This is a genomic window from Flavicella sp. (assembly GCF_029238425.1).
In the GTDB taxonomy this organism is placed as follows: Bacteria; Bacteroidota; Bacteroidia; order Flavobacteriales; family Flavobacteriaceae; genus Flavicella.
Map to the genome: position 1 here is coordinate 22987 of NZ_JAQWGB010000017.1, position 25478 is coordinate 48464.

At 33.1% G+C, this 25478-nt stretch carries 28 protein-coding genes; 13 read left to right on the top strand and 15 right to left on the bottom strand.

Annotated elements, in window-relative coordinates:
* Nucleotides 1-73 precede the first annotated feature (73 nt).
* Nucleotides 74-430: a helix-turn-helix domain-containing protein gene (locus P8H68_RS01015; protein WP_300320474.1), complete on the bottom strand. Its 357-nt coding sequence runs from the start codon at nucleotides 428-430 to the stop codon at nucleotides 74-76.
* A 1-nt stretch (nucleotide 431) separates the two neighbouring features.
* Nucleotides 432-725, bottom strand: coding sequence for a type II toxin-antitoxin system HigB family toxin (locus P8H68_RS01020; RefSeq protein ID WP_300320477.1), 294 nt, complete (start codon nucleotides 723-725; stop codon nucleotides 432-434).
* Nucleotides 726-829: 104 nt separating this feature from the next.
* Here P8H68_RS01020 and P8H68_RS01025 point away from each other — a divergent pair, with 104 nt between their 5' ends.
* The gene (locus tag P8H68_RS01025; RefSeq protein WP_300320479.1) at nucleotides 830-3037 is read left to right on the top strand and encodes a fibronectin type III domain-containing protein; all 2208 of its coding nucleotides are present in this window, start codon (nucleotides 830-832) and stop codon (nucleotides 3035-3037) included.
* A gap of 74 nt (nucleotides 3038-3111) precedes the next feature.
* Here P8H68_RS01025 and P8H68_RS01030 read toward each other — a convergent pair whose 3' ends face one another.
* The 5 genes from P8H68_RS01030 to aqpZ all read right to left on the bottom strand — a co-directional run bounded on the left by P8H68_RS01030 (nucleotide 3112) and on the right by aqpZ (nucleotide 6951).
* A complete protein-coding gene (locus P8H68_RS01030; RefSeq protein WP_300320482.1) occupies nucleotides 3112-3303 on the bottom strand; it encodes a cold shock domain-containing protein in 192 nt (63 codons plus the stop codon).
* Nucleotides 3304-3450: 147 nt separating this feature from the next.
* On the bottom strand, nucleotides 3451-4701 hold the full coding sequence (locus P8H68_RS01035) for a DEAD/DEAH box helicase (protein ID WP_300320484.1): 1251 nt from the start codon (nucleotides 4699-4701) through the stop codon (nucleotides 3451-3453).
* Nucleotides 4702-4789: 88 nt separating this feature from the next.
* A complete protein-coding gene (locus P8H68_RS01040) occupies nucleotides 4790-5158 on the bottom strand; it encodes a hypothetical protein (RefSeq protein ID WP_300320486.1) in 369 nt (122 codons plus the stop codon).
* 466 nt (nucleotides 5159-5624) lie between these two features.
* On the bottom strand, nucleotides 5625-6227 hold the full coding sequence (locus P8H68_RS01045) for a DUF975 family protein (RefSeq protein ID WP_300320488.1): 603 nt from the start codon (nucleotides 6225-6227) through the stop codon (nucleotides 5625-5627).
* A 22-nt stretch (nucleotides 6228-6249) separates the two neighbouring features.
* Entirely contained in the window at nucleotides 6250-6951 is a 702-nt protein-coding gene (aqpZ, locus tag P8H68_RS01050) for an aquaporin Z (protein WP_300320491.1), read from the bottom strand.
* Between the two features lie 273 nt (nucleotides 6952-7224).
* Here aqpZ and kdsB point away from each other — a divergent pair, with 273 nt between their 5' ends.
* From kdsB to P8H68_RS01070, 4 genes are all read left to right on the top strand, one after another.
* Nucleotides 7225-7953, top strand: a complete 729-nt coding sequence (gene kdsB, locus P8H68_RS01055) for a 3-deoxy-manno-octulosonate cytidylyltransferase (protein ID WP_300320494.1) — start codon at nucleotides 7225-7227, stop codon at nucleotides 7951-7953.
* A complete protein-coding gene (locus P8H68_RS01060; protein WP_300320497.1) occupies nucleotides 7944-8648 on the top strand; it encodes an HAD family hydrolase in 705 nt (234 codons plus the stop codon). Before kdsB ends, P8H68_RS01060 begins: the two co-directional genes overlap by 10 nt.
* Before the next feature lie 73 nt (nucleotides 8649-8721).
* Nucleotides 8722-8988 (top strand): hypothetical protein, encoded by a 267-nt coding sequence (locus P8H68_RS01065; protein WP_300320499.1) that lies wholly within the window; start codon nucleotides 8722-8724, stop codon nucleotides 8986-8988.
* A 104-nt stretch (nucleotides 8989-9092) separates the two neighbouring features.
* Nucleotides 9093-9287: a hypothetical protein gene (locus tag P8H68_RS01070; RefSeq protein WP_300320502.1), complete on the top strand. Its 195-nt coding sequence runs from the start codon at nucleotides 9093-9095 to the stop codon at nucleotides 9285-9287.
* A gap of 37 nt (nucleotides 9288-9324) precedes the next feature.
* Here P8H68_RS01070 and P8H68_RS01075 read toward each other — a convergent pair whose 3' ends face one another.
* From P8H68_RS01075 to P8H68_RS01085, 3 genes are all read right to left on the bottom strand, one after another.
* Entirely contained in the window at nucleotides 9325-10269 is a 945-nt protein-coding gene (locus P8H68_RS01075) for a hydrogen peroxide-inducible genes activator (protein ID WP_300320504.1), read from the bottom strand.
* A 108-nt stretch (nucleotides 10270-10377) separates the two neighbouring features.
* Nucleotides 10378-11193, bottom strand: coding sequence for a lysophospholipid acyltransferase family protein (locus P8H68_RS01080; protein ID WP_300320507.1), 816 nt, complete (start codon nucleotides 11191-11193; stop codon nucleotides 10378-10380).
* Nucleotides 11194-11244: 51 nt separating this feature from the next.
* Nucleotides 11245-11877, bottom strand: coding sequence for a CoA pyrophosphatase (locus tag P8H68_RS01085; RefSeq protein WP_300320509.1), 633 nt, complete (start codon nucleotides 11875-11877; stop codon nucleotides 11245-11247).
* A 117-nt stretch (nucleotides 11878-11994) separates the two neighbouring features.
* On the opposite strand from P8H68_RS01085, the gene P8H68_RS01090 reads away from it, so the two are divergent.
* On the top strand, nucleotides 11995-12543 hold the full coding sequence (locus tag P8H68_RS01090; protein ID WP_300320511.1) for a TlpA disulfide reductase family protein: 549 nt from the start codon (nucleotides 11995-11997) through the stop codon (nucleotides 12541-12543).
* Between the two features lies 1 nt (nucleotide 12544).
* Here P8H68_RS01090 and P8H68_RS01095 read toward each other — a convergent pair whose 3' ends face one another.
* The gene (locus tag P8H68_RS01095) at nucleotides 12545-13234 is read right to left on the bottom strand and encodes a hypothetical protein (protein ID WP_300320513.1); all 690 of its coding nucleotides are present in this window, start codon (nucleotides 13232-13234) and stop codon (nucleotides 12545-12547) included.
* Between the two features lie 165 nt (nucleotides 13235-13399).
* Between P8H68_RS01095 and P8H68_RS01100 the strand changes: the two genes are divergently transcribed.
* Nucleotides 13400-15691 (top strand): type IA DNA topoisomerase, encoded by a 2292-nt coding sequence (locus P8H68_RS01100; RefSeq protein WP_300320518.1) that lies wholly within the window; start codon nucleotides 13400-13402, stop codon nucleotides 15689-15691.
* Nucleotides 15691-16923, top strand: a complete 1233-nt coding sequence (locus tag P8H68_RS01105) for a glycosyltransferase family 4 protein (RefSeq protein WP_366144916.1) — start codon at nucleotides 15691-15693, stop codon at nucleotides 16921-16923. The genes P8H68_RS01100 and P8H68_RS01105 overlap by 1 nt, the downstream gene beginning before the upstream one ends.
* Here P8H68_RS01105 and P8H68_RS01110 read toward each other — a convergent pair whose 3' ends face one another.
* The 4 genes from P8H68_RS01110 to rlmH form a co-directional block, all read right to left on the bottom strand.
* Entirely contained in the window at nucleotides 16924-17076 is a 153-nt protein-coding gene (locus P8H68_RS01110; RefSeq protein WP_300320522.1) for a PspC domain-containing protein, read from the bottom strand.
* Nucleotides 17077-17155: 79 nt separating this feature from the next.
* The gene (locus P8H68_RS01115) at nucleotides 17156-18421 is read right to left on the bottom strand and encodes a T9SS type A sorting domain-containing protein (protein ID WP_300320525.1); all 1266 of its coding nucleotides are present in this window, start codon (nucleotides 18419-18421) and stop codon (nucleotides 17156-17158) included.
* Nucleotides 18422-18515: 94 nt separating this feature from the next.
* Nucleotides 18516-19184, bottom strand: a complete 669-nt coding sequence (locus tag P8H68_RS01120; RefSeq protein ID WP_300320528.1) for a methyltransferase — start codon at nucleotides 19182-19184, stop codon at nucleotides 18516-18518.
* A gap of 74 nt (nucleotides 19185-19258) precedes the next feature.
* Nucleotides 19259-19732 (bottom strand): 23S rRNA (pseudouridine(1915)-N(3))-methyltransferase RlmH, encoded by a 474-nt coding sequence (gene rlmH / locus P8H68_RS01125; RefSeq protein WP_300320531.1) that lies wholly within the window; start codon nucleotides 19730-19732, stop codon nucleotides 19259-19261.
* A 129-nt stretch (nucleotides 19733-19861) separates the two neighbouring features.
* Here rlmH and nadC point away from each other — a divergent pair, with 129 nt between their 5' ends.
* The 5 genes from nadC (at nucleotide 19862) to P8H68_RS01150 (ending at nucleotide 25460) form a co-directional block, all read left to right on the top strand.
* Nucleotides 19862-20719, top strand: a complete 858-nt coding sequence (nadC, locus tag P8H68_RS01130; protein ID WP_300320533.1) for a carboxylating nicotinate-nucleotide diphosphorylase — start codon at nucleotides 19862-19864, stop codon at nucleotides 20717-20719.
* A gap of 20 nt (nucleotides 20720-20739) precedes the next feature.
* Nucleotides 20740-21642, top strand: a complete 903-nt coding sequence (locus P8H68_RS01135; RefSeq protein ID WP_300320535.1) for a YihY/virulence factor BrkB family protein — start codon at nucleotides 20740-20742, stop codon at nucleotides 21640-21642.
* 80 nt (nucleotides 21643-21722) lie between these two features.
* A complete protein-coding gene (locus tag P8H68_RS01140) occupies nucleotides 21723-23603 on the top strand; it encodes a T9SS type A sorting domain-containing protein (protein WP_300320539.1) in 1881 nt (626 codons plus the stop codon).
* A gap of 436 nt (nucleotides 23604-24039) precedes the next feature.
* Nucleotides 24040-25140: a Re/Si-specific NAD(P)(+) transhydrogenase subunit alpha gene (locus tag P8H68_RS01145; RefSeq protein ID WP_300320542.1), complete on the top strand. Its 1101-nt coding sequence runs from the start codon at nucleotides 24040-24042 to the stop codon at nucleotides 25138-25140.
* 11 nt (nucleotides 25141-25151) lie between these two features.
* Nucleotides 25152-25460, top strand: coding sequence for an NAD(P) transhydrogenase subunit alpha (locus tag P8H68_RS01150; RefSeq protein WP_300320545.1), 309 nt, complete (start codon nucleotides 25152-25154; stop codon nucleotides 25458-25460).
* Nucleotides 25461-25478 lie beyond the last annotated feature (18 nt).

Sequence of the window (25478 nt, forward strand, 5' to 3'; positions counted from 1 at the left end):
AATAGATAAATCATAAACCTTTGAATTAGGACAGATGCCCACATTTTTTATAGCCGTTGTTGCCTAACGTTTTTTAGTAATCTTGAACTAAGACATCCGTTGGAATATGAAGATTAGTATTTAATTTTCTAATCATTTCTAATGTCAATTTTCTTTTTTTATTCAAAATCTCACTTACTCTACTTTTAAATCCAACAACTTCGGCTAAATCTTTTTGTTTCATTCCCATTTGCTCCATTCTGAATTTAATAGCTTCAATCGGATCTGGCAATCCGATAGGAGAAGTTTCGTTTTCATATTTATCAATTAAAATAGATAATATTTCTAACTCATCTCCTTCTTTAGTTCCTTTTTTTGAATCAAAAATTGCTTCAAGTCTCACAAGTGCTTTTTGATAATCATTTTCGTTTCTAATTGGTGATATATTCATTTTAAATTTCGTTTGCGTTAATTTTATCATACTCTGCATGAGTTCCAATAAATCTTATCCAAGAGATTTGATACTCAAAATTAAATTTAACAATCAGTCTATAATTATTCCCTTTAATGTTAAAAACAATCCTATTTTCTTTTAAAATACTCGCATTAGGATATTCAGTTTTTAAATCATTAATATTATTCCATTGAGCTTTTTCAGTCTCCCGATACCAAGATTTTAATTGTTGTTCACTATCAGCATGTTTTAGCCAAAAATCTCTTAGTACTCGTTTTGATATTATTCTCACTTTATTATTGTTTATGCAAAGATATGAAAATAAGTTACCAATTTGGTAATTTTCTATAGTTTTTAATGTTTGGCAACATTTTATAACCCTATAAATTACTACTTATGAGTTTTATTAAGAAAAATATTCTAATTATATTATTGCTATTCGTCGGAGTGTTACAGTCTCAGACCTACATATCTGAAGACTTTGATACAGATTTAGGCTCTTTTACTACAATGGATGAAGGTTCTGCAACAGGTGATACTTGGAGTTCTGGAAATGTTGAGTCTCAGAATTTAAATGGCACCAATGCTGCATTTGTCTCTAATAACTATGTTGAGGAAGAGATTATTATAGAAGGTCCTTTTAGAAGTGTAGCAGCAAAAGTGGCTGCAGAAACTTTTAAAGAAACGTTGTTAAGTCCTGTTTTTGACGCTAGTGCCGCAACTAAATTGATCTTACAATTTGATGAGGCTTTTAATAGTAGCGACAACAGTAATATAGCTATTGTACAAGTCTTTGACGGAACTCAATGGGTTACCGTGCATACTCACTCTGGGAGTGCTTCATTTTCAAATCCTGATTTAGTCGAATTGGATATTTCTAGCTACAAAAACCCATCAATGCAAGTTCAATTTGTTTTTGATGATTTAGGAGTAGAGGGGAATTATTGGATGATAGATGAATTGTCTGTTACAAATACAAGTTGTTCAGATCCTAGTAATATAATAGTCTCTGAAATTGAAGATACTTCTGCTACCGTTAATTTTACAGCTGGTTATAGTGAAACCGCATGGGAAATTATTATTCAAGAATCGAGTCTTGATGAGCCTGTGATTGCTGGAGAATCTTTATCTCAAAATAGTTATTCAGCTGCAGGGCTGTTAGAAAACACGAGCTATAAAGCTTACGTGAGAGCAAGTTGTGGCAATAGTGATTATTCTAATTGGGTGGTATCCTCTAAATTTACAACTTCCTATACCTGTCCGAAACCTGATAATATAAAAAGTTCAAATAGTACACCGACAACCATAGAAATTTCTTGGACGGTAAATGGAGATGAGACAGAATGGGAAATAGAGTATGGACCTCAAGGATTTATAAATGATACAGGTGTAGGAACAATTGTTACGGGAATAACAACTAATCCTTATACAGTAACAGGATTGGATTTTGATACAAATTATGATTTTTACGTAAGAGCAGTTTGTGGGGAGTCTAGTAAAAGTTTATGGGAAGGAGTAACTGAAAGAGAAACTTTAAAGGAATGTGAAGAACCAACTAATTTTAAAGCAACCTCATGGAGCACAAGTTCCGTAGATTTAGAATGGTCCCAAGGATATCAAGAGTTGAGTTGGGAATTAGAATATGGTGAAAAGGGGTTTACTCAAGGAAATGGTACTTTTGTAGAAGTGACTCAGACCACGCATCAAATTACGGGGTTAAGTATAGGAACAAGTTATGACGTTTATGTTCGATCTCAATGTTCTGAGAGTTCAGAAAGTATTTGGGTACAGTTGACTTCCTTTTCAACCTTATGTGCCACCGTAAGTGAAATGATACTTGAGGATTTCGAATCATACAACTCAAAATTTATTTTAGAAGATGAAGATTGTTTGCTGCAACAGGCAGAAACAACAGCAGTTTGGTATATTGCTTCGGGGTCAACAAGTTCAAATGGCACTGGGCCTGAATCTGGCTCTGGCGGAGATGGTTATTATGCATTTTTAGAGGCAAATAATAATACAGGGACAGATCATGGATCAACTGCAGATTTGCATTTGAATTTTCCTATTGATTTAAGTGTCTTTACAACACCAAAAATTGATTTTGATTATCATATGGTGGGGAGTGAAATGGGAACATTACAACTTTATATGATTGATGAAAGTGGTACTTCAATTTTATTGAAAGAATTTGTGGACGAACAACAGGATGATACTTCAGATGATTTTTTAACTACAAGTGTAGATTTAGATGCTTACGGTAATCAAACGGTGCGATTTTTCTTTAGAGCGGTTCGTGGGGCTACTTATGCTGGAGATATGGCTATAGATAATATAAAAGTTTATGATGATACGGCTTTATCCACGGCTGAAGTTTTCAAGGACGAACTCAAAGTTACTGTCTATCCAAACCCAACGACTGCTCAATTGTTTATTGAAATGGATTCAATAGATATATCTTATCAAATATTGGATATGTCGGGAATCGCAGTAAAGCAAGGTGTTTTGTCTTCAAGGACTAGTCAATTAAATTTAGAATCTTTAGTGTCTGGTATCTACATTTTAAAAATAGATGAGAAAGTAATTCGCGTTATCAAAGAATAATTATAAAGATTTACTACAATAAAAAAGCCTATCAAAATAAATTGATAGGCTTTTTAATTTTTTAAAATATGTGTTTAGATAACTTTTACGTTAACTGCATTCATACCTTTTCTACCTTCTTGTAATTCAAATTCTACTTCGTCACCCTCACGGATTTCATCGATTAAACCTGTTACGTGAACGAAATGTTCATTACTTGATCCTTCCTCCGTAATGAATCCAAAACCTTTAGTTTCATTGAAGAACTTTACTGTACCTTTACTCATTTTTGTAAATTAATTATAATTAGTTGTAACCAAATTTAGCATTATATTGTTAAAAATGCTAATGATTATTTTATTTTTTAAACAAATGGTAAAAGAATAACGAAATCTTTACATTTGAATTAAATGAAAAGTAGATTTTCGACAGTCTTATGATTTAGGATTTCTTCGCCTGTTTTTTGGTTTTCCTTTGTTCGCATTTCCCTTTCTTCTGGCTTGTTGCTTTTGCTTAGAAGGGCCCTTTTTTTCAAAAGATTCCTTGCTGTCATCCACAAAATCATGCCCCTCGATTACCGGAATTTTTTGATTGATTAGTTTTTCTATATCTCGTAAATACGCTCTTTCTTCAACATCACAAAATGAAATGGCATTACCACTTGCATCAGCTCTACCAGTTCTACCAATTCTATGAACATAAGTTTCCGGTACATTGGGTAAATCAAAATTGATTACCATGGCCAAGTCTGATACATCAATTCCTCTTGCGGCAATGTCAGTTGCAATTAAAATATTTAACTCCCCATTTTTGAAAGCACCTAAAGCTCTTTGTCTAGCGTTTTGAGATTTGTTACCATGGATGGCTGCGGATTTGATACCCGCCTGCGCAAGTTTTTTTACCACTTTATCTGCTCCATGTTTGGTTCTAGAAAAAACAATCGTTGTTAGTTTAGAGTTTTGGTTGATGATGTCAATCAACAGGTTTGTTTTATCACTTTTTTTTACAAAATAGATAGATTGTCCAACCTTTTCTGCAGTTGCTTGTTTCGGTTTGATGGTAACCGTTTGGTGATTGTGAAGGATGGTTTGTGATAACTCTTTAATATTCTGCGGCATGGTAGCTGAAAAGAAAAGAGATTGTCTTCTTTCAGGAAGAAGCCTAAGTATTTTTTTGATATCATTGATAAAGCCCATGTCCAGCATTTGATCTGCCTCATCCAAAACAAAATGTTCTATATATCTTAATGAAAGTAAGTTCTGATTGATTAGGTCTAACAAACGACCAGGAGTGGCAATTAAAATATCAACCCCTTGTTTAAGTCTTCCTACTTGACTGGCTTGTTTTACACCACCAAAAATTACCGTGTTTTTTAAATGTGTGTTTTTTGAATACTCCGCAAAGTTATCAGCAATTTGTATGGCTAATTCCCTTGTAGGAGTCACAATCAAGGCTTTGATACGTTTTGGTCTTTTTTGAGTATTAGAACTATTAAAAAGTTGTTGAATAATAGGAATAGCGAAGGCTGCTGTTTTTCCAGTACCTGTTTGAGCACACCCTAATAAGTCATTTCCTTTTAATAAAATAGGAATGGCTTGTTCTTGTATGGGAGTGGGGGTTGTATATCCTTTTGAGTCAAGTGCTTTTTGTATTGGAGCAACGATCTCTAATTCTTTGAATGTCATAAATAATGTATAAGGTGCAAAGGTAGGTTATTCCGATGGGATAACCGGTAAACAAAATGCCGATACTAATACAGTATCGGCATTTCTTCTAGGAGGCAAGTTCTAAATTGTCCTTGTCTTTTATCTTGAATCCAAAAGTGGCATTGCAAATAATTTCTTTACTTGCGCTATTTTCTTTATGTACCAGTACGGTAAATAAAATTTCCTGCTCGTTTAACTTTTGAATGGTATGTGTAATTTTCAGTCTATCTTTTAAAAATGCATGTTGTAAAACATTCAATTTAAAAAGATGTTGCTGTATGTTTTTATGCTCTTCTATGCCTTTTAGAAATAGCTTGGCAGTAGATTCCATTTTATCGTATAAAACAGAAGGCAATAATGCTTTTTTATTGTTTACATCATTTTTTGCGATGTTGAAACTATAAGTGTTTGTTTGTATTGGGTAATGCGTTTTCATAATTTTTAAATCAATGAGTTATATATATGGGGATGTAGCTTTCTGGGATTCTTCTATTTTGAAAGGATAAGACCGTTGAAATGTTTTTTAAGGCTTTCATAATTGTGTGCATCGTTGTTTTCATAATTGTTATTTTAAATTAATAGTAAAAAAAAAAAGGTGCTTTTCTTTTGAAAAGCACCTTTGATATAGTTGAATGATATTTTTTTATTTCTTAAAATGATCAAAAGGACTTTTTCGTTTTTCAACTTTAATATATACAGCTGACATACCGCGATTTTCCATATTAAAAATAGATTTTAATGCAGTTGTCGTAGCTTTTAGTAATTGAGATATGTTTAAAAATTCTTTCATCATAAAACAAATATATTAAATTAATTCTTTTAAACCCTATTGTCTTTGAAAATTTAACAAAATATAAACGTATGTTATGAGGTTTGTATTTTGATTGAGTAACTTTAATCTTTTAAGCTAAAATATCAATAACGGTTTCATCTTTTATTTCATCATAAAATTTAGCATTGGTTACATACATATAAGGTACCAACCAAAGAAAACCGATACCTAGTGTTAAGATACATAATAAAGCTAATCCTATATATCGAAGACATAAAAAGAAATATTTCATTTTATGACCATCCATCATTTTATAACTTTTCTTTAAAGCGTCTACTGCTGATATTTGATCATCTTCTGCTATAATAAAGTAAGTCATACTTAGCGCAATGGCAATAATAATTCCAGGAACGATGAATAAAATAGTACCTGCCACAATTAATAAAGTCATTAATATATAGGCTAAGAATGAATTTAAAAAGTTAGAAAAACCCGCAAATGAATCTTCAAATCTAGCTTCTTCATTCCTGGAAAGTTTTAATGCAAAAAGACTCAATCCTACCCCAAAAGGACCTGATATTATTACTGTTAAAAGAGGGGTTAATGGATAGGTTTCTGCAATCGCTTGCGACCCACCAGAGAGTAAAAGGAACACTAAAAAAGTTCCAATTGCCAATCCCCATTTGTTTGCTAAAGCCTCTTTTGAGGATGTCATTAATTCTGAAATATTCATTTTAAATCTGTTTAATAATTGATCAATCGTTTGGTGCCATAAATTTATACACAATACCGGCAAGTGCTGCTCCTACAATAGGGGCTACCCAGAACAACCATAACTGTCCCATGGCTTCACCACCAACAAAAATAGCACTAGCAGTACTTCTAGCAGGATTTACTGATGTATTGGTAACAGGAATACTAATTAAGTGAATCAAAGTTAAAGCCAAACCAATTGCCATTCCTCCGAATCCTGGAGAGGCATTTTTATGCGTCGCTCCTAAGATTACGATTAAAAACATAAAGGTCATCACAACTTCAGTTACAAGTGCACCCATCATTCCAAAATTAACACCGTATACATTGGCATCATAAAAATTACTCGCAAAAGAGCCTGGTGCGGTTCCTACTCCTGAAAAATCAGGTGAACTACTTACAATAATAAATAAAATGGCTGCTCCTGCAATTCCACCCAATACTTGAGAAATTATATAAGGTAATAGGTCTTTCTTATCAAATCTACCTCCCAAAAACAATCCCACAGATACGGCAGGGTTAAAGTGTCCACCGGAAATATGACCTAAAGCATAAGCTCCAGTTAATACGGTCAAACCAAATGCAAGAGAAACTCCAACAAGTCCAATTCCAATTGTGTCAACACCAGCAGCGAGTACAGCACTACCACAGCCTCCTAACACGAGCCAAAATGTTCCAATAAATTCTGCTAATAATTTTTTCATAAATTTAATTTTAAGTTAGTATTGTTGATTTTAGTTCATGAAAATATGCATTTATAACATAATAAATGTGGTTAGTTTATAAACAGTCAACTGATTTTGGTTGATGGCAATTTTTAGAGTAATAACTGTAGTTTTTTATTTTCATGCTGCACTAATGTACAAAAAATTAGATTGTTTGGTTTTATTTCATAATGTCTGTGAAAAATTAAAACCTAGAAATCCTTTTTTCTATCTTTGGTGTTTATTTTTAAACTTGAATTTTTACGTACTACTATGAAAGTTATTGCGATGATACCGGCTCGATATGGAGCCTCTAGATTTCCAGGAAAATTATTAAAAGACCTAGGAGGAGAACCCGTAATTGTAAGAACCTATCAAGCAGCTGTTCAAATAGGACTTTTTGATGATGTCTATGTGGTAACGGATAGTGAAATAATTAAAGAAAAAGTAGAATCGGCAGGAGGAAAGGTTTTTATGAGCCTCAAGAATCATGAAACCGGTTCTGATAGAATTGCAGAAGCAGCAGTGGATTTAGATGTTGATGTGGTTGTAAATGTTCAAGGAGATGAGCCTTTTACCAGAATGGAGCCTTTGAGAGATCTTATTGATGTTTTTAAAAAGGACCCTGATCATAAAATAGATTTAGCATCATTGGTGCATCCTATGGATCAATGGGAAGAGATAGAAAACCCTAACAATGTAAAAGTTGTGATGGATTCTTTTAATTGTGTGATGTATTTTTCTAGGTCCCCAATTCCTTATCCACAGAATAAAGAAATTGATACAACTTACTATAAGCATATTGGAATATATGCGTTTAGAAAATCGGCATTGACTTCTTTTACAGAAATGCCTATGCAACAAAATGAAGCTACCGAGAAATTAGAAGGAATTCGATTCTTAGAATATGGTAAAAAAATTAAAATGGTTGAAACACCTTTTAAAGTAATAGGTATTGATACTGAAGAAGATTTGATAAAGGCAAATGAATTATGGAAATAGACTTTGATAAAATAAAAGTGATTGCTTTTGATGCGGACGATACACTGTGGGTAAATGAACCTTATTTTAGAGAAGCAGAGCACGAGGTAGCCCGACTTTTATCTGCCTATGAAACTGAAAACAAAATCAATCAAGAATTGTATAGAGTAGAGATAGCCAACTTAAAGCATTATGGTTATGGTGTAAAGGCTTTTATTTTATCGATGGTGGAGTTGGCAGTTGAGATTTCCAATCAAAAAGTACCGGCAAAAGTAATTGATGAAATTTTGGGGATTGGAAAGGATATGCTTCAAAAACCAATTGAATTATTGGATGGAGTAGAAGAGGTGTTAAAAGAACTTCAAGGAAAATACAGATTGATTGTGGCCACCAAAGGAGACCTACTGGATCAGGAGAGAAAATTAGAAAAATCAGGTTTGCTAAAATATTTTCATCATGTGGAGGTAATGAGCGATAAAAAAGAATCTGATTATGTAAAAATTGTAAATCATTTGGATATTGAATGCGAAGCGTTTTTAATGATCGGAAACTCTTTAAAATCTGATATACTACCTTTAGTTGAAATAGGTGCTTCAGCGATTCATATCCCGTATCATACAACTTGGTTACATGAACAAGTAAATGAATTAGAGTGTTCAAAAGAGTCCTATAAAACCTTTAAAAACATTAAAGAATTGATAGCGATTGCTCAATGAGGTATCTTAACTTGTTTATAACATCTAATCCGTTATAATTGACTAAATTTGCATCAAATAAAAAAAGAAAATAATGGCAGCAATTAAAAATTTAAAGAAAGATATCCATAATACTTTAGGAGATCTTATTGAAGCATGTTACGTATGGGAGTTTAACAATGAAGGTGCAGATGCTTCAAAGACTCAAGAAATTATTGATGAAGCAATTTCTTCTTTTGATACTTTAATGGATAAAATTCATGTAAAAAATGTTGAAAGTAAAAAAGCACATTTTTCATCTATTAAGGCAGAATTAGAGACTGTTGCAACAGGATTGGTCGCAAAAATAAATGCTTTATAAAAGAAGTAATGTTAACAAATGTTAAAAGACTGCTAGATGAAACATCTAGCATTTTTTTTGAGTATATTTGATGTGTTGAAAAAGTATTACCTAAAAAAAAATAAATGTCAAGAGCAGTATTTGATTATACTAAAGAAATATTAGAAAAAGTAAGTTTTAATTCAGAGTTATTTCATAAGGAATTAGAAAAAGCAATTAAAAAATTGTTTCCCCATGAAATAGAAGAATTAAAGATATGGTTGAACAGTTTTACGGTAGATCGACCAGAGTTAAGAGATTGCTTAGAACTAGTAGTATAAAAAAAGCCTGTAGAATTTTCTACAGGCTTTTTTAGTATTATTTTTTCTTAGCGATTGGACTGATAATTTTTACGTCATTGAAAGAAATGGCACCTCTTACAATGCCATCTATTGTTGTTTTTAAAGCTTCAATCAACTGCATTTTTAATTGAGATTTATGATATAGCAAACTTACTTCTCTTGCCGGTACAGGTTTTTCAAATTCTCTTAAAAGAGTTTTGTCTTCAGAGGATAAATCCAAACTATGTAAATAAGGAAGCAGTGTCATCCCTAAATTTTCTTTCGCTAATTTGATCAATGTATCAAAACTTCCACTTTCTAGTCGAAAGGACTTCGCGTTGGCAGAATTGAAAGAACTACACATGTTTAAAATACTTTCTTTAAAACAATGTCCATCTTTTAGTAGTAAAATATCATCAGCATCCAACTCATCTACACATAATAACTTGTTTTTGGACAGCTTATGCGAATTAGGAACAAATCCAACAAAGGGTTCGTAGTACAAGGGTTTTTCTTTGATACTTGGATTTTCTAAAGGAGTTGCTGCAATTGCGGCATCTATATGTCCATCGGTTAATTTTTTGATACACTCTTCAGTAGTCAATTCTTCAATTTGAAGATTTACTTTTGGGTGTCTGTTGTTAAATGTTTTAAGAAACATGGGCAACAGTGTGGGCATGATAGTAGGAATGATGGCGATTTTAAATTCACCACCTATATATCCTTTCTGCTGATCTACTATATCATTTATCCTATTGCTTTCTTCAACAATCGTTTTTGCTTGAAAAACTATTTTTTCACCTATTTCTGTTAAGGATATTGGCTTTTTTGCTCTGTTAAATATGACAACATCAAGCTCGTCTTCTAACTTTTGTATTTGCATACTTAAAGTAGGCTGTGTTACAAAACAGTGCTCAGAGGCAACGGTAAAGTTTTTGTGTTCGGCAACAGCTAGTATATACTTTAATTGTGTAATAGTCATAGTATCATTATTTGCGATAAAAATAATAAAAACTATTGGTTTTCTCTATATTAAAAAATAAAAATATAGATAGTTGACTGTCAATGATGTTGATTGAAAATTAGTGGATTAGCTCTTTGTTTGCCAGAACTCTCTTTGCTTGTTAAGTTCATCCTCTTGTTTTTTATATTCCTCAACAGAAATAACTTTTAAGAAAGATGGATGTTGCTCAATGGCCATTTCAATTTGTTTTACAATATCATCAAAAGAATCATTTTCATAATCTATTTGAAGTGGTTTTTTGATCACCATACTTTGTAAAACACCTCGCTTTTTAATAAGAAGACCTTTTTTATCGAAAGAACGTCTAAACCCATCAATAACGATTGGAATAACGATAGGTTTGTATGTTTTTATAATATGTGAAGTACCTCTTCTAATAGGGTTGAAAGGTTTTGTAGTTCCCTGAGGGAATGTTATCACCCAACCGTCATTTAAGGCAGTTCCTATATTGCTAATATCAGACATCTTTACTTGTCTTTTTACATCCTTACCTTCACTTCTCCAAGTTCTTTGAATAGATACAGATCCCATATATGCAAAAATCTTTGGAAGAATTCCTGCTTTCATTGTTTCAGCCGCAGCTATATAGTACATGTTTAATTTGGGATTCCAAATATAACCGATATTGTTGATGGTGTCTACCCGTCCTTTTAAAGAAGCATTAAATACATGGTACATAGCAGCTACATCAGCAAAATACGTTTGATGATTTGCTACAAATAAAACGTTTGAATCCGGTAAGTCTCTAATTATTTCAGATCCTTCGATCTGTAATTTATTAAACTTATTATACCTTCTATGAGAAACTACTCCTACAATTCTGATGAGCCATTTTTTTAAGAATAAAATATGACCAAAAGGATTTTTTTTAATGAATTTCATTTAGAAGTGTTTAGTTTTTAGTGGCAACAAATTTACAAAAAGAAATGGTTTTTATAGCCTTTTTATAAGTTCTTTAATCTCGCTGATTATCATGGCAGTAGCTCCCCAAACCATTTGATTGTCAAAATTAAAATAGGGAATTTCCACGTTTTTTGCATAAAATGTCTTTTTTGTGTCAATGGCTAGAAAAGAGTCATCTAAAAGATGTTTTAGGGGGACTTCAATCATTTTTTCAACCTCATGATTTTTTATAAAATCTAGTTTGTTTTTAGCAATTCCAATAAAGGGTGTTACCAAAAAATTACTTGGAGGAATATAGACTTCTGTGATTTCACGTATGGTTTCTATTTCGGTAGGTTCAATGCCAATTTCTTCAAATGTCTCTCTTAAGGCTGTTTCTTCAAGGTTTTTATCATTTATTTCTCTTTTACCCCCAGGAAAACTTACTTGGGAAGAATGCGTTCCAGAATAATTTGGTCGTAAGGTCAATGCCAAACAGGTTTCTCCATTTTTATTAGGATAAAATAATGCCAAAACAGCTGCTTTTTTTGCTTCGTCCAACACAGTTTTTTTAGGAGTTAAAACCCTTCTTTCATCCGGAACCATAAGATTCTGGTCTTCGGTCCCTCCTAATTGCGTGTTTTTTAAAAGACCCTTTAGATTGAGGAAAGTACTGTGTTGCATATGCCTACTTGATTTGAATAGCTAAAGCTACAAATTTTATTACTGTTTTTACCTTTTTTTGTAAGTACTGTAGCTTTGGTTACACTAAGTTTATATGGAATTAAATAATTTTGTGTGATGAAACAATTTGTAAAGAAGCAATGGAGTAATATTATTTTTGTAATCCTAATTATTTTACTTCTAAATCCAAGTTCAAAAGAGTGGTTTATAAAAACGATTTCTTTTTCTCCTTCTTTGGATTCTAAAGTCGTTGCTGTTCAAAATGCGAGTTGGGAGTTAAAAGGATTAAATACGGATAATATAAATTTAGCAGATTTTTCAGGAAAGGTTGTTTTCGTGAATTTTTGGGCTACATGGTGTCCACCTTGTCGTGCTGAAATGCCAGCGATTCAAAATTTGTATGATGCTTATAAAAATGAAGTGGTATTTTTATTTGTAACGAATGAATCCTTGGTAAAAGTGGAACCTTTTTTAAAAAAATATAACTACGATTTACCAGTTTACAATAGTCTCACTAGAATTCCTTTGGAATTGAATACCACCAACAGCATACCTGCAACCTATATCATAAATAAGAAAGGTGACATTGTGTTAAATAAAACAGGAGCGGCAAATTGGGACAGTTCTAAAAGTTTTCAAATGATAGATGCCCTATTATCTGAATAAGTTATTTGTCTCGAGCGATAGAAAGTGTTGCTTTGGCGCCAGTAGCCAAATTCCATTGATTGGATGATAATACTCTTCCACCTTCATCAAAAACCATAAATGCTGCTGTATTTGGACCGGAAGAACCTTGGTTAAGTGCTACAAACGACAAAGTATTTAATCCTTCTACTAGATTGATCGTGAACTGCTGGTAACTATTTGTCAACTCAATATAACGAACTCTGGTTTCTCCATTTACAACGATAGAAACGACATCTCCATCAGCATAAGAAAAATCCCTACAAATAATTGTTACATATTCACTCTGTGTGCTAAATCCACCTAAATCTTTGTCAATAATAGGCATTCGATTAGAAATGGCATCCATTTCAGCTTTTACTCTCTGTTTGTAAAATTTTTCCTTATCAATAATCCCTTTTTGCTGTAAATATTTTAATTCTTGATTTGCAATTTGTTGCAGCATGATTCTGTTCAAGGCAGCTTCAAATTTGTCGGCCTCATTTTCAGGGTTAATAAATTCAAAAGTGTCATTAGGACTATTCGGGATAGAGGGAATGATAAAATCCTTATCACTATCCAAACTACCCGGACGCATTGTTTCTATTTGTGCACTAACTCTTGAAGTAACAAGAAAAAGTGTACAAAATATGATTGCGGTACAACTGCGATTCCAAAGATTTGATTTTTTCATTTGTGTTACAAAATTAGGGTTTTGTATTCTTTTAGTCGTTAATTAAATCAAAATATTTGTTTAGAAAATCGTTGAAAACTCCTTTTTATAGTACGTTAGTTTTATTTTCTAATTAAAAATAGTTGTGTAAGTTTGTGTCCTCCCGCTATAAAAATCTAGAATTTTATGAAAGTATGTATTGCCGAGAAACCGAGTGTTGCTAGAGAGATTGCTACTATATTAGGAGCAAATCAAAGACATGATGGTTATTTTGAAGGAAATGGATACCAAATTACATGGACTTTTGGTCATTTGTGTACTTTATTTACACCGGATGATTACAAGCCACACTGGAAACGTTGGGATTTGAATACGTTGCCCATGTTGCCGGAGAAATTTGATATAAAATTGACGAGTAACGATGGTGTTCAAAAACAATTCAATACGATTAAATCCTTATTTGATAAAGCGGATGTTGTGATCAATTGTGGGGATGCTGGTCAAGAAGGTGAATTGATTCAAAGATGGGTGATCAAACAAGCTAATTATACTGGAAGGGTAGATAGACTTTGGATTTCTTCCTTAACTCCTGAAGCCATAAAAGAAGGTTTTGAAAATTTGAAAAATGGGGAGGATTACGATAATTTATATTATGCGGGGAGTTCAAGAGCGATAGGAGATTGGTTGCTTGGGATGAATGCAACTCGCTTGTATACGCTTCGTTATGGTGCTCAAAAACAGGTTCTTTCTGTTGGTAGAGTGCAAACACCAACTTTAGCGATGTTGGTGAATAGGTATAAAGAAATACTTTATTTTCAACCGAAGCCTTATTGGGAGCTACAAACCGAATATAGAAATACTGTTTTTAATAACGAACAAGGAAAGTTTCTGAAAAAAGAAGATGGTGAGGCATCTTTAAACCTTGTAAAAGATGCTCCTTTTGAAATTACTTCCGTTACAAAGAAGAAGGGAAAAGAATATGCTCCAAAATTATTTGATTTGACAGGTTTACAGGTTTACTGTAACACAAAGTTTGGGTATACAGCAGATCAAACCTTGAAAATCATTCAAAAATTATATGAGCAAAAATTAGTCACCTATCCTAGAGTAGATACCACATTTTTACCTGATGATATTTTTCCGAAAGTACCAGGGATTCTTGGAAAATTAACGCAATACGCTGAGTTGACAGGACCGCTTAGAGGGCAACCTTTGAAGAAATCAAAAAAGGTGTTTGATTCGAAAAAAGTAACGGATCACCATGCAATTATTCCTACAGGTATGGAGAGTCATTTAGGGGAACACGATCAAAATGTATATGATATTATTACACGAAGATTTATTGCTGTTTTTTACCCAGAGTGTGAAGTATCGAATACGGCAGTCATTGGAGAAGCTGCAAAAGTTAGTTTTAAAGCAACTGGAAAAGAAATAATTTCTGAAGGTTGGAGAACTGTTTTTTCTAGTACAAAGTCAAAAACGGCGAATAAAGATGAGGTGTTGATGCCAACTTTTGTAAAAGGTGAGTCGGGACCCCATAGCCCTTCTTTTAATGAAAAAACTACAAAGCCTCCTAAGAATTATTCCGAAGCAACACTATTAAGAGCAATGGAAACCGCAGGAAAACAAGTGGAGGATGATGAACTGAGAGATTTGATGAAGGCCAATGGAATTGGTAGACCCTCTACCAGAGCGAATATTATAGAAACTCTTTTCAGAAGAAAATATATAGAGAGAAATAAAAAACAAATTCTTCCTACACAAATGGGAATTCAGTTGATTGATACTATTCAAAATGAATTATTGAAATCGGCTGAGTTAACCGGACAATGGGAAAAGCAATTGAAAGAGATTGAAGAAGGCAATTATAGTGCAGGGCAGTTTATCAATAATATGAAAAAAATGGTAGACGATTTGGTGGTAGAAGTGCGTATGGAAAAAAATACCAGACGTTTTTCTGCAGAACAAACACCATTGCCAAAAGCAACCAAAAAAGTTAGTAAAAGTGATGTGTCTGGAAGCGATTGTCCTAAATGCAAAAAAGGGAAATTATTAAAAGGGACTAGTGCTTATGGTTGTTCTGAATACAAAGCAGGTTGTACCTTTAGACTTCCCTTTGAGTTTTTAGGGAAAAAAGTGTCAGTCAATCAGTTTAAAAGACTTTTATCGAAAGGAGAGACCGTTGTTTTAAAAGGTTTTAAAAAAGAAGGTTCCAAAATTAATGGTGCTATCGGTTTTGACGAGAATCATCAATTAATATTAAAGCCTGAAGAATCTAAGAGGTATGCAAAGTCAGGAGCTTTGATTTGTCCGAAATGTAAAAAAGGGGAAGTCATTAAGGGAAGTTCTTCATATGGTTGTTCAGCTTATAAAGACGGTTGTGATTATCGCTATACTTTTGATGCAATTCGAAGCAATGCCTCAGGTAAAACCATGACAAAAGAACTAGTTGAAGAACTTTTGATAAAAGGAATGTGATGCAAAAAAAAGTACTTGTCATTGGCAGTGTATGGCCAGAACCCAACTCATCTGCAGCTGGAAGTAGGATGATGCAATTGATTACTTGCTTTTTGAATGAGGGATACAAGGTTGTATTTGCAAGTGCTACGGATGATAGTGAATATAGATACCCTATAGAAGATATTGGGGTTGAAATAAAAAATATTGTATTGAATGATAGTAGTTTTGATACATATATTGAAGATGCAAAGCCTAAAATAGTTTTGTTTGATCGTTTTATGACGGAGGAGCAATTTGGTTGGCGTGTAGAAAAAAATAGTCCTGATTCTATTAGAATTTTAGATACTGAAGATTTGCATTGCCTTCGAAAAGCTCGGCAAAAAGCATTTAAAGAAAATAGAGCATTTGAAAAAACAGATTTATTTTCTGAGGTAGCCAAAAGAGAAATAGCGAGTATTTTTCGTTCAGATGTAAGTTTGATGATTTCTTCTGTAGAAATGAAAATTTTAGAAGAAGTTTTTATGGTACCGCCTCAGTTATTGTGTTATGTTCCCTTTTTGTTAGATCCTGTATCGGAAGGGCGGAAAAAAGAATTGCAAAGTTTTGAAGATAGATCTCATTTTGTGACCATTGGGAGTTTTAGACATGACCCTAATTGGGACAGTGTACTGTATTTGAAAAAAGAAATATGGCCTGTTTTGAGAAAAAAGTTACCAGAGGCTGAATTGCATATTTATGGTTCTTATCCGCCACAAAAGGCAATGCAATTGAACAATCCAAAGGAGAATTTTTTTATCAAAGGTTGGGCGAAAGATGCGAATTCTGTAGTGCAGAATGCAAAAGTAATGTTAGCACCTTTGCGTTTTGGTGCTGGTTTAAAGGGGAAATTCATTGATGCGATGCTCAATGGAACTCCTAGTGTAACCACAAAAATAGGTGCAGAAGCCATGCATGATGCTCATGATTGGTCGGGAGTTGTAAGTAATTCTATAGAAGATTTAGTTGCTGGAGCAAAAGAGTTATATACGGATAAGAACTTATGGGAGAAATCTCAGGAGAATGGTTTTCAGCTTATTGAAAATTGCTATGATAAATCTTATTTCAGTAATATATTATTGAAGAAAATCACACAAATAGAGCTTGACATTAAAGGCCATAGAAACTCTAATTTTATAGGCAGTATGTTGTTGTTTCATACGATGAGAAGCACGGAATTTATGTCTCGTTGGATAGAAGAGAAGAATAAATAATTACTCCTTTGAGATTATTTTATAAAGCCACAAGGCAATATAAAATCCCAATCCTACTCCGTAGAAAACAATTGCAATGGTAAAAATTAGCCGCATGTATTTTTCTTCGATACCAACTTTTTCACCAAACCACTTAGAAACTCCTAAAATCATATTTAAGTTTTTTTAAAGATATAAAAAAAAGCTCGTTGAACCATTTCAACGAGCTTTCTAATAAAATAGGGATGGGGTTCTATTTTATAATTAATTTTGATTTATAGGACTTTCCTTCACTTGTGATAGAAACAATATAAACTCCAGCGTTTATATCTGAAACTGTTATCACGGTACTAGTGCTTTTTGCTTGAGTTGAGTAAACTGTTTGTCCTGCTAAGTTTAGAATAGAGATATTACTATCTATATCGGTAGAAATATGAACAACTTCGGCAGCAGGATTAGGATAAATAGAAACATTCTCAAGTCTATTATCTTTTGAAGAAGCGGTAGATGCATCAACGACTTGAATATTATCAACATACATCAAAGAGTTTGTATCTCTACCATTGGAAATTAAATTATACCCATCCGCAATATTTTCTGAACTTACCGTAATGGTTGGTGATTGAACTGTGTTCCATTGGTCTTTCGCAAGATTATCCGCTAGAGTAATTGTGAAGTTATTTGATGGATCTTTAACATTGAATTTTAAATATTCAGGAACCGTATTAGCTGCAGGTATATAGACATCCGCTGTAACATACCAATCTCCAGTTGCTAGATCTAATTTTGAGTTGGCAGGAGAACTACTACCCGCACCTTGCATTTTGTTATCTCCGATACCTGCAGCTGCATCAAATTTGGCACTATATAAACCTGTTTTAACAGTAGTGTTATCAAAAGCCCAATGCGTGTCATTCTGAATATACCAACCTGTAACTGTTGAATTTCCGTTTGCATTTGGTTCCATAACACCAAACTCTCCATCGTCCGCAGATTCAAATCCTAGAAAATCTTCTAATTCCGATGGTGATACAGTGAAAAATTCAATTTCTTTGATAAAGATAGCACCTTCCCCTTCAGTATATCCACTTCTAAATTGTAACAGAATTACCTCACTTGCATCATCCCATGCTGTTGCACCCGACAAATTCAAGTATATATTTTCATAGCCTGTAGTCGTAGAAATAGTCATGGAAGTATTGTTATCATCAACACCTGAAGTTGCTTTCAAACGTAATTGAGTTGCTCCCCCTAGATTTTTATAATTAATTCTTAAATAGTTTTTTGCAGTAGCATCTACGGTAGCTGGATCGGCAGGTGCTGCCAGTTGTAATGAGTTATTAGCATTTGTTCTAACATATTCCAATGCATCTTCTGTTGCGTTATAGGTTGCAGATGAATTAAAGGAACCATTCCAACCAACTACTTCGGTTTCAAAATTATATAATTGAGACTGCAAAGGAATTAGGGTGAAAAGAGTAATAGCGGTTGCTATAAATAAGTGTAATTTTAATTTCATGATATTGTTTTTAAATGGTTATTTCTTTACAAAAGAACCTTATATATAAAAACAATTTGTATTAAAGAATAAATAGTATGTATCTAAGGGTAATTTAGTTGGAGTATATTTTTTTGATATCGGGCAACTCAGTAAAATAATAATGTACCCAAATGTAAGCATGATTGAACAGAGCAATAAGTAAAGCTGCTTTTGAATGCCAAAAAAGTCCAGGTATATACAATGCCAAAAATCCATATACATACATTCCGTTATTTGTGTATTTGAAAATTCCTTTTTTTATCAAGCTTTGATTTTTGTATTTGTTTACATTGAAGTGATCTTCGCCAAAAGCTCTATCAATCCCAAAATATTTTTTTACTGAGTAAAATAAATAGGCTGATGGAAGGGCCAATAGCAACATCAAAATTATAGTAACGTAACTATTCAGCTGAAAAGTGTTTTGATTGGAAATCGCTAAAATGATTAGGCTAATGGGTCTTAAGATTATTAAAATAGCGAAACCAATTTTGTACATGTTAAATCCATTAGATCCAAAGGTTTTGGAAATACTTTTATGATAGAGCTCTAGTCTCCAAGCGAGTAATACATACACTTGATGTATTATGGGAACCGACACGGCTATATAGCCCCAAGAAATAGTCGAAATATTCCACAAGGACCCAGTTGTTGTTTCAGAATATAAAAAAGGAAAATTGTATAAAAAAATAAGCATCGGAATTAATACTATCAGATGCCATTGTTGCTGCTTAAAAACTTCCATTTTCTTTTTTTATTAAAAGTACAAATTAATATGCACTGGATTACTTTAAAAGAAAATAGTTCAGTAATCAACTGTTATTCGTGATGGTAGGGTTCGTTTTTAAGAATAGTAAATCCTCGGTAAATTTGTTCCACTACAAATAATCGAATCATTTGATGTGAGAAAGTCATTTTAGAAAAAGAGACTTTTCCCTGTGCTTTTTTGTACACAGTCTCAGAAAAACCAAAGGGACCACCAATTACAAAAACCAATTGTTTGATTCCTGAATTCATTTTCTTTTGTAAATATTTTGAGAATTCTACCGAAGTAAAATCTTTTCCTTTATCATCTAACAAAATCAATTGATCTGTTGCTTGTAATTTTTTTAGGAGCAATTCTCCTTCTTTTTCCTTTTGTTGTTTTTCTGATAAATTTTTGACATTTTTTATGTCAGGGATAATTTCTAAATCAAATTTCACATAATGCTTTAACCTTGCTTTGTAGGTTTCTATCAATGCATTCAGATTTTTATCATCTGTTTTTCCAATGGCCAAAAGTTTTATTTTCATAGTGCAAATATAAAGAATAGAAGAAATTATTCAGAGATTAAATTTCTACAGTTTTAATAGATTTTTATCCACAAAATATTTTTTTTAAGGATGATAGAAAATGTATTTTTGTCGCATAAAATTTACATTATGATTAGCGAAGCTCAATTTGAAAAAGAACTTGAAATAATAATTGAAAATGCAATCCGTGAGGATGTTGGAGATGGAGACCATAGTTCTTTGGCTTGTATTCCTGCTGACGTAAAAGGAAAAGCTCAATTGTTGGTAAAAGACAATGGAGTAATTGCAGGTGTTTCATTCGCTGAAAGAGTTTTTAAATATGTTGAGCCAAACATAAAGTTAAATATCTTGATAGAGGATGGAGCTGAGGTAAAACATGGAGATGTTGTGCTAACCGTAGAAGGAACTTCTCATGCTATATTAAAGGCAGAGCGTTTGGTGCTGAATGTAATGCAAAGAATGAGTGCGATTGCTACTAAAACAAAATATTATACGAACTTATTAGAAGGTACTAAAACAAAAATTTTAGACACTCGTAAAACCACTCCAGGAATTCGTGCACTAGAGAAATGGGCTGTGAAGATTGGTGGGGGAGTCAACCATAGATTTGCTTTGTATGACATGATCATGCTGAAAGACAATCATATTGATTTTGCAGGGGGTATTACAAAGGCTATTGAAAAAACACATTCCTATTTAAAAGAAACTGGAAAAGATTTGAAAATTATCATAGAGGCACGTGATTTGGCAGAAATTAGAGAAATATTGAATTCTGATGGTATTCACCGAATATTAATCGATAACTTTACTTTTGAAGATACAAGAAAAGCCGTTGCGATGATCAATGGAAAATGTCAAACAGAATCTTCAGGCGGGATCAACGAAGAAACTTTAAGATCTTATGCAGAGTGTGGAGTAGATTTTATATCATCAGGTGCCTTAACTCATTCTGTTTATAATATGGATCTGAGTTTAAAAGCTTTTTAATAGTTGGATTTCGAATAGCTATGATTGAGAAAATTGTCGATTTAGGAAAAAGAATAAAAATACCGGGTTTAGAGGGAATGTCCCTTTATGATTTGTTGCATATGTATGTAGTTGGGATTGTTCGTGGTGGATTGACATCAAGGGCAGGAGGTATTTCTTATAGTTTTTTTATGGCTATTTTCCCTTTTATGCTTTTTATGTTGACCTTGATTCCCTTTATTCCTATTGATGGTTTTCAGGCTAGTTTTATGGAACTTATTTCTGAGGCCGTTCCACCAAAAACCTATGATGCTGTAGTCCCAATTTTAGAGGATATTGCGAATAATAAATATGGAGGTTTGCTGTCTTTTGGTTTCCTAGTTTCTATTTTTTTAATGACCAATGGAATCAATGCCATTTTCGGGGGATTTGAATATTCCTACCATGTTACTGAAGTAAGAAGTGTGGTAAAAGGTTATATAGTTTCTCTTGGGACTTCATTGTTAATGTCGGTTTTACTGATTGTAACCGTTGTGTTTACGATTTCCTTTAAATTTGGGCTTGATTTTTTAATGCAAAATGGTTGGTTGAGTGATCAATATATTTGGTTAGGGAATATCAGATACTTGATTTTTATTTTTATGATATTTACTACAGTGTCTTTGCTGTATTATTTTGGAACTAAGGAAGGAAAACAATCCTCATTTTTTTCTCCGGGCGCCGTCTTGACAACTATATTGTACGTCTTTACTTTTTACGGGTTTGGGATTTATGTAGAAAAGTTTGCAAAGTACAATGAATTGTATGGCTCCATTGGTACCTTGTTAATTATGATGTTGTTTATTTGGTTGAATTCTATAATATTACTGCTTGGTTTTGAGTTGAATGCGAGTATGACTAAGTTAAAGAATACTTCCAAAGACAATGATTTTTTGACGATATAATTAACGGAAGAAGACATAAAATTACCTTCTAGATACATCATTTTTATCCCTCATTAATAGTTTTGTAAAAAACTCAATTAATGAAACCTAACAACCACCTTCTTTTATGTAGTTTGTTGACTACACTTTTTTCGAATGCGCAAATAGATGCAGAAAGTAATTTTTACACTGCAATAAGCAATTCAAATCATGATAAAAATATAGTAACCGACTATTCTGTGGATAATGATTTTGACACAGATGACAGCGTTGCTTGGCAAACTGCTATTGATGATATTTCAGATAATGGAGGTGGAGTTTTAACAATTCCAGCAGGGAATTACACTATTCGAAATATTGACTTAAAATCAAATGTACATATTGAAATTGATCCAGATGCTATCATCAGACCCTTTCAAGTTGATGATGGAAAGAATTATTCAATTTTTAAATTGGCAGATGGAAAGGAAAGAATTTACAATGTAAGTATTATATGTTCAGATCTAACGGGGTTAGAAGAAGGACATATTTGTGATGCATCGGAAGCAGGACGTTATACGGTTGATTTAACTCAGGTGGTTAACAATAATGTGACAGTCTTTGCAATTCGAAATGCAGAAAATTTTTTAGTAGCCGATTTTCATGTAAATGATGTGTATACAGATTTTTCAGCTGTCACTTTGGGTACAACCAAAGTTGGTGGCTATTCTGATGGGACGATTAAAAATACGTTGACAGGTACAGACACAGAAATATTGGCAGCCTTTGATTTGGCATTGGCCATGGATTCAGATTATTCGATAAATGTGACTACGGTTCATAACACACACATTGCTTCTATAGAAAGTTTAATTCCTGTAAACGATCAACAGAATGCAAAAGATATGTTAGCTCCGATTATTCAAGATTTGTCGGATGAACTAGACGAAATTGCTGGAACAGCGAGCCTTCCGGGAAATGATACCAAAGAAGAATTGATAGGTTATTATGTAGATCGATTGGAGAATTATATGATTACCATGGTGAACAGATCAGAGGTGTCTACAAATTATTTTATGCCATTGAACGGAATTGTAAGATCTGGTAGTGTGTGCAATGCAGCCTATGGTTACGGGACTATTCAATCACAAGCGGCAACAAATGTTTTGTTTAAAGATTTATATGGTTTTGGAGGAGCCACATTACGTTTAGAGACGGGGTACAGTAAGATGAATAATGTACAATATGGAGGTAACTTTGATATTGTTGCTAGAAATATATACAGTGAACAAGGGAATTCAACTTTAATGATTTCTCCGCATGCTATGCATTGTGGAGCTGTGGATGCAGAAGGAATACGTTCTAAGGGTAGTGGCTTCGATGCACGAATAGAAGGTGGTTTTATTTCTAAAAAATATTGTCAAGATGTTGGATTGGAGATAGGGACTTATAGTTATGTGAAAGTAGTGGATGTTGATGCAGAATTTGGAATGGTTGCTCAATTGAAATCAAAGCATTTTTATTTAATGCCAGATGAGTTGGTAGATGACATCACCGATATTTCACAGGATGGAGGAGAGAGTGTCATAGGGCCTTCGATTGCTACAGCGGTGAACGATGCCAATTATATTTGTTCTGATTCAGGTGAACAGAATGTCTTTTTAGAAGATGTTTCTCAAGTTGGTTTTGAATTTCAAGAACCAGTTGTCCCAGAAGAACATGTTCCAATTGTTTGCGATAATTTGTCTGTTGGTGAAATTGATACTAATGTTAAAAGTTTTATTGCTTACCCTAATCCAAATAAAGGTTTGCTTACTGTAAAATCTGAAGAAAATGGAATACTTCGAATAATGAATTTATTAGGGACAGTATTGAGAGAAGAATCTATAGAAGACATACATGAACCTAAAATATTAGATATATCATATTTACCTTCCGGAATGTATATTGTCGTGTTCGAAGGAGAAACAACAAGGGAAACACAATATCTTTTTGTGAATTAGAAAAAGTTTGAAGTTTTAGTTGAAAAGGCATTGGTTTTAAATCATTGCCTTTTTTTTTTAACATAAAATAACAACAAATGTTAACTTTTGACGAAATCTGAATTTTTGCTGGTTTTCGAAATCGATGTAGTTGTGCCAATCGATTGTATTTTGTTTTTTTGATATTTCAATTCTGTTAGAAATATTTCTATGAAACTGTGTAAATTAGATCAGCTTTTGCTTTTTTCATATTAAACTCCGTTTATCTGTACAGTATGTGTAAAAATAGACTATCCATATTGTTGTGTTTGCATTTTAGCTAACTTAGCCGACTTAAAATAACTGGATTTTATCCGAGTTGTTCTTGAAATTACCCATTGTGATGTTTCAAATGGATAATTTCAATAAAAAATTAAAATGAAAGTATTTATTAATTAAAATTAAACTACCAGAAAATATGAAAATAGGCATATTGAAGGAAACACAAAAAGGTGAAAAACGTGTCGCAATCTCTCCTAACATTGCGAAGCAGTTAGCATCTAAAGGATTTGAGTTGTTGTTAGAAGAAGATGCAGGAAAAACATCTTCATACAAGAATTCAGATTACAAAGAAGTAGAGGTAAAAGTAGAAAAAAGAGGAGTTGTTTTTAAAGAGTCTGATGTGCTTGTAAAAATAAATCCTTTTGACGAAGAAGACCTTAAACTAGTTGACAAAGGACAGATATTGGTAAGTCAATTGTACCATAAGTCCAGTCCAGAATTGATTCAAGCAATTGCAGAGAAAGGAGCTACAGCCTTTTCGTTAGATGCAATTCCTAGAATTTCTAGAGCGCAAGATATGGACGTTTTGAGTTCTCAAAGCAACTTAGCTGGTTACAAAGCGGTTATCTTAGGGGCTTACGAAATGACTAAGATTTTTCCATTGATGATGACAGCTGCCGGAACGATTACTCCTTCTAAGGTATTAATTTACGGTGTTGGTGTTGCTGGATTACAAGCGATTGCTACTGCGAAAAGACTAGGAGCTGTAGTTGAGGCAACAGATATTAGAACAGAAACTAAGGAGCAAGCGGAATCTTTGGGGGCTAAATTTATTTCGGTAGAGAATTCAGGAGAAAAATCTGAAGGAGGCTATGCAAAAGAAGCTTCTGATGATTACAAGAAAAGACAAAAAGAAGCGGTTGATAAATCTTTATTTCAAGCTGATTTAGTGATCACTACTGCAAACATTCCAGGTAGAAAAGCTCCTGTATTGATAACAGAAGAGCAAGTTTCTCAAATGAAAAACGGGGCTGTGATTGTTGATTTAGCTGCTGCCCAAGGAGGAAACTGTGAGGTAAGCGAGATGAGTAAGACTGTTGTTAAAAACGGTGTGAAAGTTATTGGAACTACGATTGCTCCAGAAAGTGTATCTACAAATGCAAGTGAATTATTTGCAAAAAACATTTATAATTTCTTGAATCATTTAACTGAAGACAATCAGTTTAAATATGATGTTGAAGAAGAAATCACTGATGAAACACTGATCGTAAAAGACGGTACAATTAGAAAAAAATAAAAATTTAGAAGATGAACGAATTAATTGAATTTATAAGTAACAATCTTCAGATTACTTACATTTTAATCTTAGCGACATTTGTAGGTATTGAAGTAATTAAAAGTATTCCAGCGGTTTTACATACACCATTAATGTCTGGAGCGAATGCCTTAAGTGGGGTGGTAATTGTAGGTGCAATATTGGTAATGTTACATTCAGATCCAACGGACTATGTTGCTTTAGCACTTGGTTTTATTGCAGTTGTATTAGGAGTTTTAAATGTTGTTGGTGGTTTTGCCGTTACCGACAGGATGTTAGAAATGTTTAAAAAGAAAAAATAATAAATCTATCATTTATAG

Bases quoted from the DNA above. Each gene is read 5' to 3' on its own strand.
- P8H68_RS01045 (WP_300320488.1), bottom strand. From the start codon at position 6,227: ATGAATATTTCAGAATTAATGACATCCTCAAAAGAGGCTTTAGCAAAC.
- P8H68_RS01135 (WP_300320535.1), top strand. From the start codon at position 20,740: ATGATTGAGAAAATTGTCGATTTAGGAAAAAGAATAAAAATACCGGGT.
- P8H68_RS01090 (WP_300320511.1), top strand. From the start codon at position 11,995: ATGAAACAATTTGTAAAGAAGCAATGGAGTAATATTATTTTTGTAATC.
- P8H68_RS01120 (WP_300320528.1), bottom strand. From the start codon at position 19,184: ATGGAAGTTTTTAAGCAGCAACAATGGCATCTGATAGTATTAATTCCG.
- P8H68_RS01015 (WP_300320474.1), bottom strand. From the start codon at position 430: ATGAATATATCACCAATTAGAAACGAAAATGATTATCAAAAAGCACTT.
- P8H68_RS01065 (WP_300320499.1), top strand. From the start codon at position 8,722: ATGGCAGCAATTAAAAATTTAAAGAAAGATATCCATAATACTTTAGGA.
- P8H68_RS01040 (WP_300320486.1), bottom strand. From the start codon at position 5,158: ATGAAAACGCATTACCCAATACAAACAAACACTTATAGTTTCAACATC.
- P8H68_RS01060 (WP_300320497.1), top strand. From the start codon at position 7,944: ATGGAAATAGACTTTGATAAAATAAAAGTGATTGCTTTTGATGCGGAC.
- aqpZ (WP_300320491.1), bottom strand. From the start codon at position 6,951: ATGAAAAAATTATTAGCAGAATTTATTGGAACATTTTGGCTCGTGTTA.
- P8H68_RS01035 (WP_300320484.1), bottom strand. From the start codon at position 4,701: ATGACATTCAAAGAATTAGAGATCGTTGCTCCAATACAAAAAGCACTT.
- P8H68_RS01095 (WP_300320513.1), bottom strand. From the start codon at position 13,234: ATGAAAAAATCAAATCTTTGGAATCGCAGTTGTACCGCAATCATATTT.
- P8H68_RS01030 (WP_300320482.1), bottom strand. From the start codon at position 3,303: ATGAGTAAAGGTACAGTAAAGTTCTTCAATGAAACTAAAGGTTTTGGA.
- P8H68_RS01075 (WP_300320504.1), bottom strand. From the start codon at position 10,269: ATGACTATTACACAATTAAAGTATATACTAGCTGTTGCCGAACACAAA.
- P8H68_RS01110 (WP_300320522.1), bottom strand. From the start codon at position 17,076: ATGATTTTAGGAGTTTCTAAGTGGTTTGGTGAAAAAGTTGGTATCGAA.
- P8H68_RS01140 (WP_300320539.1), top strand. From the start codon at position 21,723: ATGAAACCTAACAACCACCTTCTTTTATGTAGTTTGTTGACTACACTT.
- kdsB (WP_300320494.1), top strand. From the start codon at position 7,225: ATGAAAGTTATTGCGATGATACCGGCTCGATATGGAGCCTCTAGATTT.
- P8H68_RS01085 (WP_300320509.1), bottom strand. From the start codon at position 11,877: ATGCAACACAGTACTTTCCTCAATCTAAAGGGTCTTTTAAAAAACACG.
- nadC (WP_300320533.1), top strand. From the start codon at position 19,862: ATGATTAGCGAAGCTCAATTTGAAAAAGAACTTGAAATAATAATTGAA.
- P8H68_RS01115 (WP_300320525.1), bottom strand. From the start codon at position 18,421: ATGAAATTAAAATTACACTTATTTATAGCAACCGCTATTACTCTTTTC.
- P8H68_RS01080 (WP_300320507.1), bottom strand. From the start codon at position 11,193: ATGAAATTCATTAAAAAAAATCCTTTTGGTCATATTTTATTCTTAAAA.
- P8H68_RS01100 (WP_300320518.1), top strand. From the start codon at position 13,400: ATGAAAGTATGTATTGCCGAGAAACCGAGTGTTGCTAGAGAGATTGCT.
- P8H68_RS01070 (WP_300320502.1), top strand. From the start codon at position 9,093: ATGTCAAGAGCAGTATTTGATTATACTAAAGAAATATTAGAAAAAGTA.
- P8H68_RS01025 (WP_300320479.1), top strand. From the start codon at position 830: ATGAGTTTTATTAAGAAAAATATTCTAATTATATTATTGCTATTCGTC.
- P8H68_RS01145 (WP_300320542.1), top strand. From the start codon at position 24,040: ATGAAAATAGGCATATTGAAGGAAACACAAAAAGGTGAAAAACGTGTC.
- P8H68_RS01105 (WP_366144916.1), top strand. From the start codon at position 15,691: ATGCAAAAAAAAGTACTTGTCATTGGCAGTGTATGGCCAGAACCCAAC.
- rlmH (WP_300320531.1), bottom strand. From the start codon at position 19,732: ATGAAAATAAAACTTTTGGCCATTGGAAAAACAGATGATAAAAATCTG.
- P8H68_RS01150 (WP_300320545.1), top strand. From the start codon at position 25,152: ATGAACGAATTAATTGAATTTATAAGTAACAATCTTCAGATTACTTAC.